This window comes from Pantoea sp. SGAir0215, assembly GCF_043543215.1.
Genome location: NZ_CP028031.1, coordinates 3,598,520 through 3,614,846, shown reverse-complemented (window position 1 = coordinate 3,614,846; position 16,327 = coordinate 3,598,520). Strand labels below are relative to the sequence as shown.

General features: G+C 55.7%; 14 protein-coding genes. All 14 read left to right on the top strand.

Features of this window, described 5'->3' with window-relative positions:
• Positions 1 to 59: 59 nt before the first annotated feature.
• The 14 genes from C1N64_RS16825 to C1N64_RS16760 all read left to right on the top strand — a co-directional run bounded on the left by C1N64_RS16825 (position 60) and on the right by C1N64_RS16760 (position 16,320).
• Positions 60 to 503, top strand: a complete 444-nt coding sequence (locus tag C1N64_RS16825) for an NADH-quinone oxidoreductase subunit A (protein WP_006120027.1) — start codon at positions 60 to 62, stop codon at positions 501 to 503.
• A gap of 15 nt (positions 504 to 518) precedes the next feature.
• Entirely contained in the window at positions 519 to 1,196 is a 678-nt protein-coding gene (locus tag C1N64_RS16820) for a NuoB/complex I 20 kDa subunit family protein (protein ID WP_006120026.1), read from the top strand.
• A gap of 115 nt (positions 1,197 to 1,311) precedes the next feature.
• Positions 1,312 to 3,111, top strand: coding sequence for an NADH-quinone oxidoreductase subunit C/D (nuoC, locus tag C1N64_RS16815; protein ID WP_006120025.1), 1,800 nt, complete (start codon positions 1,312 to 1,314; stop codon positions 3,109 to 3,111).
• A gap of 2 nt (positions 3,112 to 3,113) precedes the next feature.
• Positions 3,114 to 3,629, top strand: coding sequence for an NADH-quinone oxidoreductase subunit NuoE (gene nuoE / locus C1N64_RS16810; protein ID WP_006120024.1), 516 nt, complete (start codon positions 3,114 to 3,116; stop codon positions 3,627 to 3,629).
• A gap of 2 nt (positions 3,630 to 3,631) precedes the next feature.
• Positions 3,632 to 4,972, top strand: a complete 1,341-nt coding sequence (gene nuoF / locus C1N64_RS16805) for an NADH-quinone oxidoreductase subunit NuoF (protein WP_394515513.1) — start codon at positions 3,632 to 3,634, stop codon at positions 4,970 to 4,972.
• Between the two features lie 111 nt (positions 4,973 to 5,083).
• Complete coding sequence (gene nuoG, locus C1N64_RS16800) at positions 5,084 to 7,807, top strand: NADH-quinone oxidoreductase subunit NuoG (protein WP_033740631.1); 2,724 nt, start codon at positions 5,084 to 5,086, stop codon at positions 7,805 to 7,807.
• Positions 7,804 to 8,781: an NADH-quinone oxidoreductase subunit NuoH gene (gene nuoH / locus C1N64_RS16795; protein WP_394515014.1), complete on the top strand. Its 978-nt coding sequence runs from the start codon at positions 7,804 to 7,806 to the stop codon at positions 8,779 to 8,781. The genes nuoG and nuoH overlap by 4 nt, the downstream gene beginning before the upstream one ends.
• A 10-nt stretch (positions 8,782 to 8,791) precedes the next feature.
• Entirely contained in the window at positions 8,792 to 9,334 is a 543-nt protein-coding gene (nuoI, locus tag C1N64_RS16790) for an NADH-quinone oxidoreductase subunit NuoI (protein WP_006120020.1), read from the top strand.
• A 10-nt stretch (positions 9,335 to 9,344) separates the two neighbouring features.
• The gene (gene nuoJ, locus C1N64_RS16785) at positions 9,345 to 9,896 is read left to right on the top strand and encodes an NADH-quinone oxidoreductase subunit J (protein WP_006120019.1); all 552 of its coding nucleotides are present in this window, start codon (positions 9,345 to 9,347) and stop codon (positions 9,894 to 9,896) included.
• On the top strand, positions 9,893 to 10,195 hold the full coding sequence (gene nuoK / locus C1N64_RS16780) for an NADH-quinone oxidoreductase subunit NuoK (protein ID WP_028724970.1): 303 nt from the start codon (positions 9,893 to 9,895) through the stop codon (positions 10,193 to 10,195). The genes nuoJ and nuoK overlap by 4 nt, the downstream gene beginning before the upstream one ends.
• The gene (nuoL, locus tag C1N64_RS16775; RefSeq protein WP_394515013.1) at positions 10,192 to 12,027 is read left to right on the top strand and encodes an NADH-quinone oxidoreductase subunit L; all 1,836 of its coding nucleotides are present in this window, start codon (positions 10,192 to 10,194) and stop codon (positions 12,025 to 12,027) included. Before nuoK ends, nuoL begins: the two co-directional genes overlap by 4 nt.
• 209 nt (positions 12,028 to 12,236) lie before the next feature.
• On the top strand, positions 12,237 to 13,757 hold the full coding sequence (gene nuoM / locus C1N64_RS16770) for an NADH-quinone oxidoreductase subunit M (RefSeq protein WP_033740623.1): 1,521 nt from the start codon (positions 12,237 to 12,239) through the stop codon (positions 13,755 to 13,757).
• A 6-nt stretch (positions 13,758 to 13,763) separates the two neighbouring features.
• The gene (gene nuoN, locus C1N64_RS16765; protein WP_006120015.1) at positions 13,764 to 15,221 is read left to right on the top strand and encodes an NADH-quinone oxidoreductase subunit NuoN; all 1,458 of its coding nucleotides are present in this window, start codon (positions 13,764 to 13,766) and stop codon (positions 15,219 to 15,221) included.
• Between the two features lie 193 nt (positions 15,222 to 15,414).
• A complete protein-coding gene (locus C1N64_RS16760; protein WP_394515012.1) occupies positions 15,415 to 16,320 on the top strand; it encodes an alpha/beta hydrolase in 906 nt (301 codons plus the stop codon).
• The last annotated feature ends 7 nt before the right edge of the window (positions 16,321 to 16,327 follow it).

Here is a 16,327-nt window from a genome sequence, read left to right as displayed (position 1 = left end):
TGGTGAGTTTGCTGCCAGAACCAGAGCAGGATGCCAGCGCCACTTTTGATGAGTAAGCAATGAGTATGTCAACTACCACCGAAATCATCGCTCAGCATTGGGCATTCATCGTTTTTATCGTCATCGCATTTGGCCTCTGTGCGTTTATGTTGACCGGAGGATGGCTGTTAGGCGGCAGAGCTCGTGCCCGTCATAAAGACACGCCTTTCGAATCCGGCATTGAATCCGTGGGTGATACTCACATCCGCTTATCCGCCAAATTCTACCTGGTGGCGATGTTCTTCGTTATTTTCGACGTCGAAGCTCTCTTTTTATACGCATGGGCGACCTCAATCCGTGAAAGTGGATGGGTCGGCTTTGTGGAAGCCGCAATTTTCATTTTGGTGCTCCTGGCGGGCCTGGTTTATCTGGTGCGCATTGGCGCGTTGGACTGGACTCCTGCACGCCGCCGAATCGTGGTTAAAACTCCCACGGTAAGTCACACCAATCCTCACAAGCAGTAAAAGAGAGGCAATAAGATGGACTATACGCTCACCCGCATAGACCCGAACGGTGGTGAGAACGACCGTTACCCTCTGCAAAAGCAGGAAATCGTCAGCGATCCGCTGGAGCAGCACGTTCATCGCAGCGTTTACATGGGCAAGCTCGAACATGCCCTGCACGACATGGTGAACTGGGGACGTAAGAATTCCCTGTGGCCCTACAACTTTGGTCTTTCCTGCTGCTACGTTGAGATGACCACCTCCTTCACCGCCGTGCACGATGTGGCGCGTTTTGGTGCTGAGGTTATGCGTGCCTCACCGCGTCAGGCCGACTTTATGGTTATTGCCGGTACGCCGTTCACTAAAATGGCCCCGGTGATTCAGCGTTTGTACGATCAGATGCTGGAGCCGAAATGGGTCATTTCCATGGGGGCCTGTGCTAACTCAGGCGGCATGTACGATATCTATTCTGTCGTGCAGGGCGTGGATAAATTCCTGCCGGTTGACGTTTACATTCCAGGTTGCCCACCGCGTCCTGAAGCCTACATGCAGGCTCTGCTGTTACTGCAGGAGTCGATTGGTAAAGAGCGTCGTCCTCTGTCCTGGGTGGTCGGCGATCAGGGCGTTTACCGTGCCAATATGCAGTCTGAGCGTGAACGTAAGCGTGGCGAGCGTATTGCAGTAACCAACCTGCGTACACCAGACGAAGTTTAAGTTAACCGTATGGATGGAATCAGTGCCTGCAGCGACAATACACAAATTAATGCATGGCACCATCCTGACGCCTTCATTTGAGCGCCTGTTAGCAGGCCGGAATGGTGAGTAACGTATGACAGATTTGACCACGCAAGATCTCGCTCAGCCGCTATGGCAAACCCGGGATCATCTGGATGACCCGGTAATTGGCGAATTGCGTAATCGTTTTGGGCCGGATGCCTTTACTGTTCAGGCAACACGTACCGGGATTCCGGTGGTATGGGTTAAGCGTGAACAGCTACTGGAAATCATCACTTTCCTGCGTAAATTACCCAAGCCTTACGTCATGCTCTATGACCTGCATGGTATGGACGAACGTTTACGCACCCACCGCGCCGGGTTACCTGCCGCGGATTTTTCCGTTTTCTACCACCTGCTTTCGATTGAACGCAATCGCGACATCATGCTCAAGGTGGCATTGTCTGAAAACGATATGCACGTGCCGACCATCACGAAAATTTTCGCCAATGCGAACTGGTATGAGCGCGAAACCTGGGAGATGTTCGGCATCACTTTTGACGGTCACCCGCACCTGACCCGCATCATGATGCCGCAGACGTGGGAAGGGCACCCGCTGCGTAAGGATTACCCTGCGCGCGCCACCGAATTCGATCCTTTCACGCTGACCAAACAGAAAGAAGATCTGGAAATGGAAGCGCTGACGTTCAAGCCAGAAGACTGGGGCATGAAACGCAGTACTGCCAGTGAAGACTTCATGTTCCTTAACCTGGGTCCTAACCACCCCTCCGCGCACGGTGCGTTCCGCATCATTTTGCAGCTGGATGGTGAAGAGATTGTCGACTGCGTTCCGGATATTGGTTATCACCACCGTGGTGCCGAGAAGATGGGCGAGCGTCAGTCCTGGCACAGCTATATTCCCTACACTGACCGCATCGAATACCTCGGTGGCTGCGTCAACGAAATGCCTTATGTGCTGGCGGTAGAAAAACTGGCCGGCATCGTGGTGCCCGATCGCGTTAACGTAATCCGCGTGATGCTTTCAGAGCTGTTCCGCATCAACAGTCACCTGCTGTACATCTCCACCTTTATTCAGGACGTCGGGGCCATGACGCCGGTGTTCTTTGCCTTTACCGACCGCCAGAAAATTTATGACGTGGTGGAGGCGATTACTGGTTTCCGTATGCATCCGGCCTGGTTCCGTATTGGCGGCGTCGCACATGACCTGCCGAAAGGCTGGGAACGCCTGCTGCGTGACTTCCTGGACTGGATGCCAAAACGTCTGAAAGAGTATGACAAAGCGGCGCTGCGCAATACCGTACTGATGGGCCGTTCGCAGGGCGTAGCCGCCTATAACATGGAAGAAGCGCTGGCCTGGGGCACAACCGGTGCCGCACTACGTGCAACGGGTCTCGATTTTGACGTGCGTAAATGGCGCCCCTACTCAGGCTATGAAAACTTCGATTTTGAGGTTCCTGTGGGCGCCGGCATCAGTGATGCCTATACGCGCGTACAACTGAAAATGGAAGAGATGTGGCAGTCGCTGCGTATCCTGGAGCAGTGCCTGAACAACATGCCGGAAGGGCCGTTTAAGGCGGATCATCCGTTAACCACGCCGCCACCGAAAGAGCGTACGCTGCAGCACATTGAAACCCTGATCACCCACTTCCTGCAGGTTTCCTGGGGCCCGGTCATGCCGGCCAACGAATCTTTCCAGATGATTGAGGCGACCAAAGGGATCAACAGTTACTACCTGACCAGCGACGGCAGCACGATGAGTTACCGCACGCGTGTGCGTACACCGAGCTTCCCGCACCTGCAGCAGATTCCATCGGTAATCCGTGGCAGCCTGGTATCCGACCTGATCGTATACCTCGGTAGTATCGACTTTGTTATGTCAGACGTGGACCGCTAATTATGCACGATCAACACATTGCTATTAAAACGATCGACCCTAACGAGGTCTTCGTGCTGAGTGCGGAAGAGCACCATGCGATTGAGCACGAAAAACACCATTACGAAGATGCGCGCGCTGCCTCCATTGAAGCACTGAAAATTGTGCAGAAGCAGCGCGGCTGGGTGCCTGACGGTGCGATCCATGCGATTGCAGAAGTGTTAGGGATTCCTGCCAGCGACGTAGAAGGCGTGGCAACGTTCTATAGTCAGATTTTCCGTCAGCCTGTTGGCCGCCACGTGATTCGCTACTGCGACAGCGTGGTGTGCCACATCACCGGTTTTCAGGGGATTCAGGCGGCACTGGAAGAAAACCTGAATATTAAGCCTGGCCAGACGACAACCGACGGTCGCTTTACCTTACTGCCGACCTGTTGCCTGGGTAACTGTGATAAAGGTCCAACCATGATGGTGGATGAAGATACCCACGTTCATCTGACGCCGGAAGGCATCGCCTCTTTGCTGGAGCAGTATCAATGACAATCAAACAGATAATTAGTACTGCTGAAACCCATCCCCTGACCTGGCGCATGCGCGAGGATCAGCAGCCGGTATGGCTTGATGAGTATCGCAGCAAAAACGGCTATGCCGGCGCGGAAAAAGCCCTGAAAGGGATGGCACCTGACGAAATCGTCTCACTGGTAAAAGATTCCGGCCTGAAAGGGCGCGGCGGTGCCGGGTTCTCGACGGGCCTGAAGTGGAGCCTGATGCCGAAAGATGAATCCATGAACATCCGTTACCTGCTGTGTAACGCCGATGAAATGGAGCCTGGCACGTATAAAGACCGCCTGTTGATGGAACAGATGCCGCATCAGTTGGTGGAAGGCATGCTAATCAGTGCGTTTGCCCTGAAAGCTTACCGGGGCTACATCTTTCTGCGCGGCGAATACATTGAAGCCGCAGTGCATCTGCGTCGTGCGATTGCGGAAGCCACTGAAGCAGGCCTGTTGGGCAAAAACATTCTGGGTACCGGTTTTGATTTTGAACTGTTCGTCCACACCGGTGCGGGACGTTATATCTGCGGTGAAGAAACGGCACTGATTAACTCCCTGGAAGGTCGCCGTGCCAACCCACGTTCCAAGCCGCCTTTCCCGGCAAGCGCGGGCGTGTGGGGCAAGCCGACCTGCGTGAACAACGTTGAAACGCTGTCGAACGTGCCGGCTATTCTGGCCAACGGCGTCGAGTGGTACAAAGGTCTGTCAAAAAGCGACGACGCCGGTACGAAACTGATGGGCTTCTCCGGCCGGGTGAAAAACCCTGGGGTGTGGGAACTGCCATTTGGCATCACCGCACGCGAAATCCTTGAGGATTATGCCGGCGGTATGCGCGACGGCCTGCGTTTTAAAGCCTGGCAGCCGGGCGGCGCGGGGACCGACTTTTTAACGGAGCAGCACCTCGATCTGCCCATGGAATTTGCCAGCATTGGTAAAGCCGGCAGCCGTCTGGGTACCGCTCTGGCAATGGCCGTTGACCATGAAATCAACATGGTTTCACTGGTGCGTAACCTGGAAGAGTTCTTTGCCCGCGAATCCTGCGGTTGGTGTACGCCATGCCGTGATGGCCTGCCGTGGAGCGTGAAGATTCTGCGCGCGCTGGAGCAAAAAAAAGGCCAGCCGGGGGACATTGAGACCCTGGAGCAGCTTTGCCGCCAGCTTGGCCCGGGCAAAACCTTCTGTGCCCACGCGCCGGGTGCGGTCGAGCCGCTGCAGAGCGCCATTAAATATTTCCGTGAAGAGTTTGAAGCCGGCATTGCGCCGCAGGTGTTTGGCAATACCCGATCTATCGGCGGTATTCAGCCAAACCTGCTGAAAGCGCGCTGGTAATTCGCCGTTATCCACGGGAGCTGGCCCTGTGCCGCCGTCCCTGTTGCAGTGTGCAGGGGCAAGAATTTGATTAACGCTCGTTTCTGACGAGCCTGACGGAAGCATGTCACTATGGCTACAATCCATGTAGACGGTAAAGAATATGATGTGAACGGAGCGGACAACCTGCTACAGGCATGTCTGTCTCTGGGCCTTGATATTCCTTATTTTTGCTGGCATCCGGCGCTGGGAAGCGTGGGTGCCTGCCGCCAGTGTGCGGTGAAGCAATTCCAGAACGCTGAAGACACCCGCGGCCGCCTTGTCATGTCCTGTATGACACCGGCGTCCGATGGCACCTTCATCTCAATTGATGATGGCGAAGCGAAAGAGTTCCGTGAAAGCGTGGTGGAGTGGTTAATGACTAACCACCCACATGACTGTCCGGTATGTGAAGAGGGCGGTAACTGTCATCTTCAGGATATGACGGTCATGACAGGCCACAGCTTCCGCCGCTATCGCTTCACCAAACGTACTCACCGCAATCAGGATCTCGGTCCGTTCATCTCGCACGAAATGAACCGCTGTATCGCCTGCTACCGCTGCGTGCGTTACTACAAAGATTATGCCGACGGTAAAGATCTGGGCGTGTATGGTGCGCACGACAACGTGTATTTTGGTCGTCCGGAAGACGGCACGCTGGAAAGCGAGTTTTCCGGTAACCTGGTCGAAATCTGCCCGACCGGCGTGTTCACCGATAAAACTCACTCCGAACGCTATAACCGTAAATGGGATATGCAGTTCGCGCCAAGCATCTGTCAGCAGTGCAGCGTAGGCTGTAACACCAGCCCCGGTGAGCGCTACGGCGAACTGCGTCGTATCGAAAACCGCTATAACGGCAGCGTTAACCACTACTTCCTGTGTGATCGTGGTCGCTTTGGCTACGGTTATGTCAATCTGAAAGATCGTCCTCGCCATCCGGTCCAGTTGCGTGGCAACGACAGCGTGAAGCTGAATGCCGAACAGGCCGTTAACGCCGGAGCCGATGTCCTGCGTCAGGCGAAGCGCGTCATTGGTATTGGTTCGCCGCGTGCCAGCATCGAAAGTAACTTTGCTCTGCGCGAACTGGTCGGTGCGGAAAACTTCTCTACCGGTATGCCCGCGGGCGAACAGGCGCGTCTTGAACTGCTGCTGAAAGTGCTGCGTGAAGGCGGCATTTATACGCCTTCACTGCGCGAGATCGAGAGCTACGACGCGGTGCTGGTGTTAGGCGAAGACCTGACACAGGTTGGCGCACGCGTGGCCCTGTCAGTGCGTCAGGCAGTAAAAGGCAAAGCCCGCGAAATGGCCGCTGCGCAGAAAGTCGCAGACTGGCAGATCGCCGCGATCCTCAATATCGGTCAGCACGCTAAGCATCCGTTATTTGTCACCAACGTCGATGAAACCCGTCTGGACGACATCGCGGCGTGGAGCTACCGTGCCCCGGTTGAAGAACAGGCGCGTCTTGGCTTTGCGATTGCCCACGCGCTGGACGACAGTGCGCCAGCCGTCAGCGATTTCGACAGTGCGCTGAACGGTAAGCTGGATGTGGTGGTACAGGCGCTGGCCGGTGCCAAAAAACCGCTAATCATTTCCGGTGTGCATTCAGGCAGCAGTGCCATGATCGAAGCGGCCGCGAACGTGGCCAAAGCCCTGAAAGCGCGCGGTGCAGACGTCGGTATCACCCTGCTGGCTGCTCATGCTAACAGCATGGGCCTGGGCCTGATGGGTGGCAATACGCTGGATCAGGCACTGGAACAACTGCAGAATGGCGAAGCCGATGCGGTCGTGGTGCTGGAAAACGATTTGTATCGCCATGCGCCAAAAGCGCAGGTCGATGCGGCGCTGAACCATGCGGCTAACGTGATTGTGGTCGATCATCAGCGCACCGCCACGGTGGAAAAAGCCGGACTGGTGCTTTCCGCCGCCAGTTTTGCCGAAAGCGACGGTACGTCAATTAACCATGAGGGCCGCGCACAGCGCTTCTTCCAGGTGTACGATCCTGCCTACTACGATAACAGCATTGTGATGCTGGAAAGCTGGCGCTGGTTGCACTCGCTGCACAGCGCGCTGGAAAGCCGTCACGTTGACTGGACGCAACTGGACCATGTCATTGATGCCGTTGTGGCAAGTCTGCCACAACTGAAAGGGATCAAGGATGCGGCGCCGGATGCCAGCTTCCGTATTCGTGGTCAGAAGCTGGCGCGTTCTCCGCACCGTGCCAGTGGGCGTACTGCTGCGCGCGCGAATATCAGCGTGCATGAGCCGCGTCAGCCGCAGGATCAGGACACCATGTTTGCCTTCTCGATGGAAGGAAACAACCAGCCGAGCGCACCGCGTTCGCAAATTCCGTTTGCGTGGGCACCAGGCTGGAACTCACCGCAGGCGTGGAACAAATTCCAGGATGAAGTGGGCGGGAAACTGCGTCATGGCGATCCCGGTGTGCGTTTGTTCGAAGCCAGCGATGCGCAGCTTGCCTGGTTCAGCAGCGTGCCAGAAGCCTATGCCACGCAAGGTCAGTTCCGCGTCGCGCCTTACTACCAGTTATTCGGAAGTGAAGAAATGACGCAGCGTGCGCCGGTTATCCAGCAGCGCATGTCGGCACCAACCCTGGTTCTGAACCCGGAAGATGCCGCGAAGCTGGGCGTGAATAACGGTGCAGCGGTGGAATTAACCTGTGCAGGTGAAACCGTACGTTTGCCAGTGCGTTTCTCGGCTTCTTTGCAGGCAGGGCAGGTTGGGCTTCCACTCGGTATGCCGGGTGTCCCGCCCTTCCTGGCGAATGCAAAAATTGATTCTCTGCAGGAGGCGGCGCAATGAGCTGGTTAACACCGGATGTTATCGACATTCTGATCGCCATTGGTAAAGCGCTGGTGATTTTACTGGTCGTGGTGGCCTGCGGTGCGTTTATGAGCTTCGCCGAGCGTCGTTTGCTCGGCCTGTTTCAGAACCGCTATGGGCCAAATCGTGTGGGCTGGAGCGGATCGTTGCAGCTGGTTGCTGACATGATCAAGATGTTCTTTAAAGAGGACTGGGTTCCCCCGTTCACCGATCGCTTTATCTTTACGCTGGCGCCGGTCATCGCGTTTGTTTCCCTGCTGCTGGCCTTTGCTATCGTCCCGGTTTCACCGACCTGGGTGGTGACCGATCTTAATATCGGGTTGCTGTTCTTCCTGATGATGGCGGGCCTGGCTGTGTATGCCGTGCTGTTTGCGGGCTGGTCGAGTAATAACAAATACTCGCTGTTAGGTGCGATGCGTGCCTCTGCGCAGACCTTGAGTTACGAAGTGTTCCTGGGGCTGTCACTGATGGGCGTGGTAGCGCAGGCGGGTTCGTTCAACATGACCGATATCGTCAACAGTCAGACGCATCTGTGGAACATCATCCCGCAGTTCTTTGGGTTTGTGACCTTCTGTATCGCGGGCGTGGCCGTTTGTCACCGCCATCCGTTTGACCAGCCCGAAGCCGAGCAGGAACTGGCTGACGGTTACCACATTGAATATGCCGGTATGAAATTTGGTCTGTTCTTTGTCGGCGAATATGTCGCGATTACCACCGTTTCAGCGCTGATTGTGACGCTGTTCTTTGGTGGCTGGCACGGGCCTTTCCTGCCGCCGTTCATCTGGTTCGCCCTGAAAACGGCGTTCTTTATGATGATGTTCATCCTGATTCGTGCTGCGCTTCCGCGTCCACGCTATGACCAGGTGCTGTCGTTCGGCTGGAAAGTGTGTCTGCCGTTGACGCTGTTGAACCTGCTGGCGACCGCCGCAGTGATTCTTTATACAGCGCAGTAAGGGGTAACAAATGACGTTAAAAGATATTGTCGTAGGCTTCGGCACGACAGTGCGCAGTATCTGGATGATTGGCATGCACGCCTTCGCGAAACGCGAAACCCAGATGTATCCAGAAGAGCCGGTCTACCTGCCACCGCGTTACCGTGGCCGTATTGTGTTGACCCGCGATCCTGATGGTGCAGAGCGTTGTGTTGCCTGTAACCTGTGTGCGGTAGCCTGTCCGGTAGGCTGTATTTCGCTGCAAAAAGCGGAAACCAAAGACGGCCGCTGGTATCCAGAGTTCTTCCGTATCAACTTCTCACGCTGCATTTTCTGCGGCCTGTGCGAAGAGGCCTGCCCAACCACCGCTATCCAGCTGACGCCGGATTTCGAACTGGGCGAGTTCAAGCGTCAGGATCTGGTATACGAAAAAGAAGACCTGTTGATCTCGGGGCCGGGTAAATATCCGGAGTACAACTTCTACCGTATGGCAGGTATGGCAATTGACGGTAAAGATAAGGGTGACGCAGAGAACGAAGCGAAACCTATCGACGTCAAAGGCTTACTACCTTAAGGAGCAGGGCATGGAATTTGCGTTTTATCTTTGCGGACTGGTGGCGGTGGTGACGACGTTGCGCGTGATCACCCACACTAATCCGGTACATGCGTTGCTGTACCTGATCGTTTCGCTGTTATCGGTGGCTGGCGTCTTCTTCTCTCTGGGTGCCTACTTTGCAGGTGCGCTGGAAATTATTGTGTATGCCGGTGCCATCATGGTGCTGTTCGTGTTCGTTGTGATGATGCTTAACCTGGGCAAAGCCACGCAGAAACAGGAGCGTGAATGGTTAAGTCCGTCGTTGTGGATTGGTCCGGGCCTGGTTTCGTTGCTGCTGCTGGCAGTGATGATCTACGCCATCATGACGGCACATGACCAGGGCATTGACGGCAAAATTATCGATGCGAAAGCGGTGGGCATCAGTCTGTTTGGCCCGTATGTGCTGGCGGTTGAACTGGCATCAATGCTGCTGCTGGCCGGCCTGGTTGTGGCTTTCCACCTGGGCCGCGAAGAGCGCCAGGGCGAAGTCCTGAGCAACCGTTCAAACGATGCCGCGCAGGCGAATAAGGAGCAAGCATGATTCCCTTACAACATGGATTGATTCTGGCGGCGGTGCTGTTTGTGCTGGGGCTGACCTCGCTGGTGTTGCGCCGTAATCTGCTGTTTATGCTGATAAGCCTGGAAATCATGATCAATGCCGCGGCGCTGGCGCTGGTTGTTGCAGGCAGCTACTGGGGACAGGCTGACGGTCAGGTGATGTATATTCTGGCTATCAGTCTCGCCGCAGCGGAAGCCAGTATTGGGCTGGCCCTGCTGCTTCAGCTCTATCGTCGTCGTCAGACGCTGAACATTGATACTGTGAGCGAGATGCGCGGATGAACCTTCTCTATTTAACTGTCTTATTTCCGCTAATCGGCTTTCTGCTGTTAGCGTTCTCCCGTGGCCGCTGGTCAGAAAACTTGTCCGCGACCGTGGGCATGGGATCGGTCGGGCTGGCTGCGCTCACCACGGTGTTTGTGGGTTTCGACTTCTTTGCCCACGGGCAGCAGGTCTTCACTCAGGCGCTGTGGACCTGGATTCATGTCGGCAATTTTAATATTCAGGTCAATCTGACGCTGGATGGCCTGTCGCTCACCATGCTGTCGGTGGTGACCGGTGTCGGCTTCCTGATCCATATGTTCGCCTCGTGGTATATGCGTGGAGAAGAGGGATATTCACGCTTCTTCGCTTATACCAACCTGTTTATCGCCAGCATGGTTGTTCTGGTTCTGGCGGATAACCTGATGCTGATGTATCTGGGTTGGGAAGGGGTAGGGCTGTGCTCCTATCTTCTGATCGGCTTCTATTACAGCAATCCGGAAAACGGCAAGGCGGCGATGAAGGCATTCATCATCACGCGCGTCGGTGATGTCTTCCTGGCATTTGCGTTGTTCATCCTTTACAACGAACTGAGTACGCTCAACTTCCGCGAAATGGCGGAGCTGGCTCCGGCACACTTTGCGGCGGACAACCACATGCTGCAATGGGCCACGCTGATGCTGTTGGGTGGCGCAGTAGGTAAGTCTGCGCAGCTGCCGCTTCAGACCTGGCTGGCCGATGCGATGGCAGGTCCGACGCCGGTTTCCGCGCTGATTCACGCCGCCACCATGGTGACGGCAGGGGTTTACCTGATTGCCCGTACCCACGGCCTGTTCCTGTTGACGCCTGAAGTGCTGCATCTGGTCGGCATTATCGGTGCGATTACGCTGGTACTGGCGGGTTTTGCTGCTCTGGTCCAGACGGATATCAAACGTGTACTGGCTTACTCTACCATGAGTCAGATCGGCTACATGTTCCTGGCGCTGGGTGTGCAGGCGTGGGATGCCGCCATTTTCCACCTGATGACCCATGCCTTCTTTAAAGCCTTGCTGTTCCTGTCCTCAGGTTCGGTTATCCTGGCCTGCCACCACGAGCAGAACATCTTTAAGATGGGCGGACTGCGTAAAAGCATCCCACTGGTGTACGCCTGCTTCCTGGTCGGCGGTGCTGCCCTGGCCGCATTGCCGCTGATTACCGCCGGTTTCTACAGTAAAGATGAAATCCTGTTTGGTGCACTGGCGAACGGCCATTTGAACCTGATGGTCGCGGGTCTGGTAGGGGCGTTCCTGACCTCAATCTACACCTTCCGCATGATCTTTATCGTCTTCCACGGCGAAGAGAAAATCCATGCACACGCGGGCAAAGGCATTACCCATCATCTGCCACTGATTGTGTTGCTGGTGCTCTCAACGTTTGTGGGGGCATTAATTACCCCACCGCTGGCGGGCGTTTTACCGGCCAATGAGTTTGGTGAGAACGGTAAAGTCACGCTGGAGATCGCGTCCGGCCTGGTCGCGGTTGCGGGCATCGTTATCGCCGCTGCCCTCTGGCTGGGCAAGCGTCAGCTGGTCAGCAGCGTGGCCAACAGTGCGCCGGGCCGTTTCTTAGGCACCTGGTGGTTCGCCGCCTGGGGCTTTGACTGGCTCTACGACAAAGTCTTCGTCAAACCGTATCTGGGCATTGCGTGGTTGTTAAAACGCGATCCTCTTAACGGCCTGATGAACCTGCCTGCGTTGCTTTCACGTATCGCCAATAAAGGTCTGGTGGTCAGTGAAAACGGGTATTTGCGCTGGTATGTCGCGTCGATGAGCGTTGGTGCCGTCGTTGTGCTGGCGCTGCTGCTGGTAATTTAAAGATTGATGAGCGGGTAGGTGTGAAAACTTACCCATTAAGAATGTCAAAGATTGTCTGATGTAAGGGCGTAATCGGCGCAGTCCGTTTTGCCACCGCCAGCGCACAGCAACCGGAGCGTACTGAAGTACGTGAGGATTGCGAGCACTGCCGGGGGCGAAACGGGTAAGTGAGATAGCCCGAGCCAGGACAAAAAAAAGGGAAGTATGCCGTGTTATTACCTTGGCTAATTTTCATACCCTTCTTCGGTGGTTTCGTCTGCTGGCTCACCGAGCGCTTCGGCGCGAAGGTGCCTCGCTGGATCGCACTGATCACCATGGGGCTGACGTTGGCGCTCTCGCTGCAACTCTGGTTGCAGGGGGGCTATTCACTGACGCAGGCAGCGGGTATTCCGCAGTGGCAATCGAGCTTCTCAGTACCCTGGATTCCCCGTTTCGGCATTAATTTCCATTTAGCGCTTGATGGCCTTTCGCTGTTAATGGTGGTGCTGACCGGACTGCTCGGCCTGATGGCAGTGCTGTGTTCCTGGAACGAAATTGAAAAGTATCAGGGCTTCTTTCATCTGAACCTGATGTGGATCCTGGGCGGCGTTATCGGCGTGTTCCTCGCCATTGACATGTTCCTGTTCTTCTTCTTCTGGGAAATGATGCTGGTGCCGATGTACTTCCTCATCGCGCTGTGGGGACATAAAGCATCGGACGGTAAAACCCGTATTACCGCCGCGACCAAATTCTTTATTTATACTCAGGCATCCGGTCTGGTGATGTTGATTGCGATTCTGGCGCTGGTGTTTGTTCACTACAACGCCACGGGCGTCTGGACGTTCAACTACGAGCAGTTGCTGAAGACGCCAATGTCGCACACCGTGGAGTACCTGCTGATGCTGGGCTTCTTCATCGCGTTTGCGGTGAAAATGCCGGTTGTCCCGCTTCATGGCTGGCTGCCTGATGCGCACAGTCAGGCTCCGACCGCAGGTTCAGTTGACCTGGCGGGTATCCTGCTGAAAACTGCCGCCTACGGCTTACTGCGCTTCAGCCTGCCGCTGTTTCCAAACGCCTCGGCAGAGTTTGCACCGATCGCGATGTGGTTAGGGATCATCGGGATTTTCTACGGTGCCTGGATGGCGTTCTCGCAGACGGATATCAAACGCCTGATCGCTTACACCTCGATTTCGCACATGGGCTTTGTCCTGATTGCGATTTACACCGGTAGCCAGTTGGCCTTCCAGGGCGCGGTTGTACAGATGATCGCGCACGGCCTGTCAGCAGCGGCGCTGTTTATCCTGTGCGGACAGCTTTACGAACGTCTGCATACCCGTGATATGCGTCAGATGGGCGGTTTGTGGTCGCGCATTAAATGGATTCCAGGGTTATCCCTGTTCTTTGCTGTCGCCAATCTGGGTATGCCAGGTACGGGTAACTTCGTCGGGGAATTCATGATCCTGACCGGCAGTTTCCAGATCGTTCCGGTCATTATCGTGATTGCGACCTTTGGCCTGGTTTTCGCCTCGGTCTATTCGCTGGTGATGATGCAACGTGCCTACTACGGTGAAGCGAAATCGAAAGATCCGCTGCCGGGCATGTCGGCGCGTGAATTCCTGACCATTGGGGTGCTCGTGGTCCTGCTGGTGCTGCTGGGTGTTTATCCTCAGCCGATTCTGGATACCTCACATGCTGCAATGAGCAATATTCAGCAGTGGTTTACCGCTTCAATTTCAACTACAAGGCCGTAATTCGCCATGACAATAACTCCTCAACAATTGATCGCGTTGCTGCCGCTGTTAATCGTCGGATTGACGGTGGTGGTTGTGATGCTGTCCATTGCCTGGCGACGCAACCACTTTGTTAACGCCACGCTAACAGTGGTTGGCCTGAACCTGGCGCTGCTGTCACTGTATTTTGTCGGTCAGGTTGGCGCGATGGATGTCACGCCGCTGCTGCGTGTAGACGCGTATTCGATGTTCTATACCGCCCTGGTGATGCTCGCCAGCCTGGCAACCTGTACTTTTGCCTATCCGTGGCTGGCCACGTTCCCGGACAACAAGGACGAGTTTTATCTGCTGGTTCTGATTGCTGCACTGGGCGGTATCGTGTTGTCAGCGTCTAACCACCTTGCATCACTGTTTATCGGGATTGAACTGCTGTCACTGCCGTTGTTTGGTTTGATTGGTTACGCCTTCCGTCAGAAACGTTCGCTGGAAGCGGCCCTGAAATACACCATCCTGTCGGCGGCGGCATCGTCTTTCCTGCTGTTTGGTATCGCGCTGATTTACGCTGACTCGGGCAACCTGGGCTTCGTCAGCCTGGGTAAAAGTCTGACGGACAGCATGATTCAGGAGCCGCTGCTGCTGGTCGGTCTGGGCATGTTGATTATCGGTCTGGGCTTTAAACTGTCACTGGTGCCATTCCATCTGTGGACGCCGGACGTTTATCAGGGCGCACCCGCACCGGTTTCTACTTTCCTTGCTACCGCCAGCAAAATTGCGATCTTCGGTGTTATCATGCGCCTGTTTATGTACGCGCCGGTGACCGACAGCGAAGCCGTACGGACAGTACTGGCCGTGATTGCCTTTGTCTCCATCCTGTTCGGTAACCTGATGGCGATTTCGCAAAGCAATATCAAGCGCCTGCTGGGTTACTCTTCTATTGCGCATCTGGGATATCTGCTGGTCGCGCTGATTGCGGTGAAAGATCATCAGCTGTCGCTGGAAACCGCAGGGGTTTACCTGGCCGGTTACCTGTTCAGCAGCCTCGGCGCGTTTGGTGTGGTAAGCCTGATGTCCAGTCCTTATCGTGGCCCGGATGCCGATTCACTTTACTCCTATCGCGGGCTGTTCTGGCACCGTCCGATTCTGTCGGCCGTGATGACCGTGATGATGCTGTCGCTGGCGGGTATCCCCATGACGCTGGGCTTTATCGGTAAATTCTACGTGATTGCCTCTGGCGTGAGCGCCAACCTGTGGTGGTTGACCGGTGCGGTGGTGGTCGGCAGTGCGATTGGTCTTTACTATTATCTACGCGTTACCGTCAGTCTTTATCTCAGCCCGCCTGAATTGCTGAGCCGCGATACGCCAGCCAACTGGGCCTTCACCGCCGGTGGCGTGGTTGTCTTGATCTCCGCGATTCTGGTGTTGGTGCTGGGCGTTTATCCGCAGCCATTAATCAGACTGGTGCAGATGGCCCAGCCGCTGATGTAATGTCACGCTGTTGCGATCAATCAGGCCTTCGGGCCTGATTTTTTTTGTCTGAAAATCGACACAGGTGATTTTTGCATAGCCTTCGCAATATCACGTCGCGTCCGCTTTTCTCTTCGTTTTCATTCTGCATCTTCATTCTGTTTCCACAGTTTCGTGCTGAAATGGGGCGAACAGATAAGGGGGAGCATTGCTTATGGATCGCCGACATTTTCTGCTGGGGTGTACCGCAACGCTGCTGACGGCAAAAAGCACACTGTCATTCGCCGCGCGGGCCGCTGTCGCCCAAACCGTTATTCCCCTTTGGCCCGGCACGCCACCCGGCGGTGGCGGGCCAGAGGGGCCGGTTGAGACATCGCCTTCAGGCGCAGAGCGTCATATCGCCGTACCCACCTTAACCGTCTTACGGCCGGGCATGGGGAACGGTCACGTTGTCCTGATCGCCGGCGGTGGCGGCTATAAACGGATAGAAGTGGCAAAAGAAGCCTGGCCCGCGGCTCGCTGGTTAACGGCGCGCGGCTACACTGCGGCGATATTGCGTTATCGTCTGCCGTCCGAACACTGGGGCGATGGTAACCGGGTTGCCCTGCAGGATGCGCTGCGTGCCCTGCAACTGGTCAAAGCGCAGGCAACAGGGTTAACGGTGCTGGGGTTTTCGGCCGGTGCGCATTTGCTCGGGATGGCCATCAGCCCGATGGGCGCGCGCATGGGGGCGGTGACAGAGGCACAGGACAGCGCACCTGTTCAGGTTGACGGTGCCGCGCTGATTTATCCCGTCATTACGCTGGAAGCGCCTTATACGCACACATCTACTCACCGCGTTTTGCTGGGGGCGCATCCTACGGCGGCAGAAGACGCCGCCTGGTCGGTGCAGAATACGGTGACAGCAGCATCACCGCCTTTTTTTCTGGTGCAGGCCGAAGATGACCCGATATCCGATCCCCACAACACGCTGATCATGGCGCGAGCCTGTCAGCAACATCACGTAAATGTGGAGATGATCCGCTACCCAACCGGCGGGCACGGTTTTGGTATGGGGAAACCCGGCACACCCACCATGGCCTGGCCTGCGCGTTATCAACACTGGCTGCAAAGCCGCTAGCAGGCTA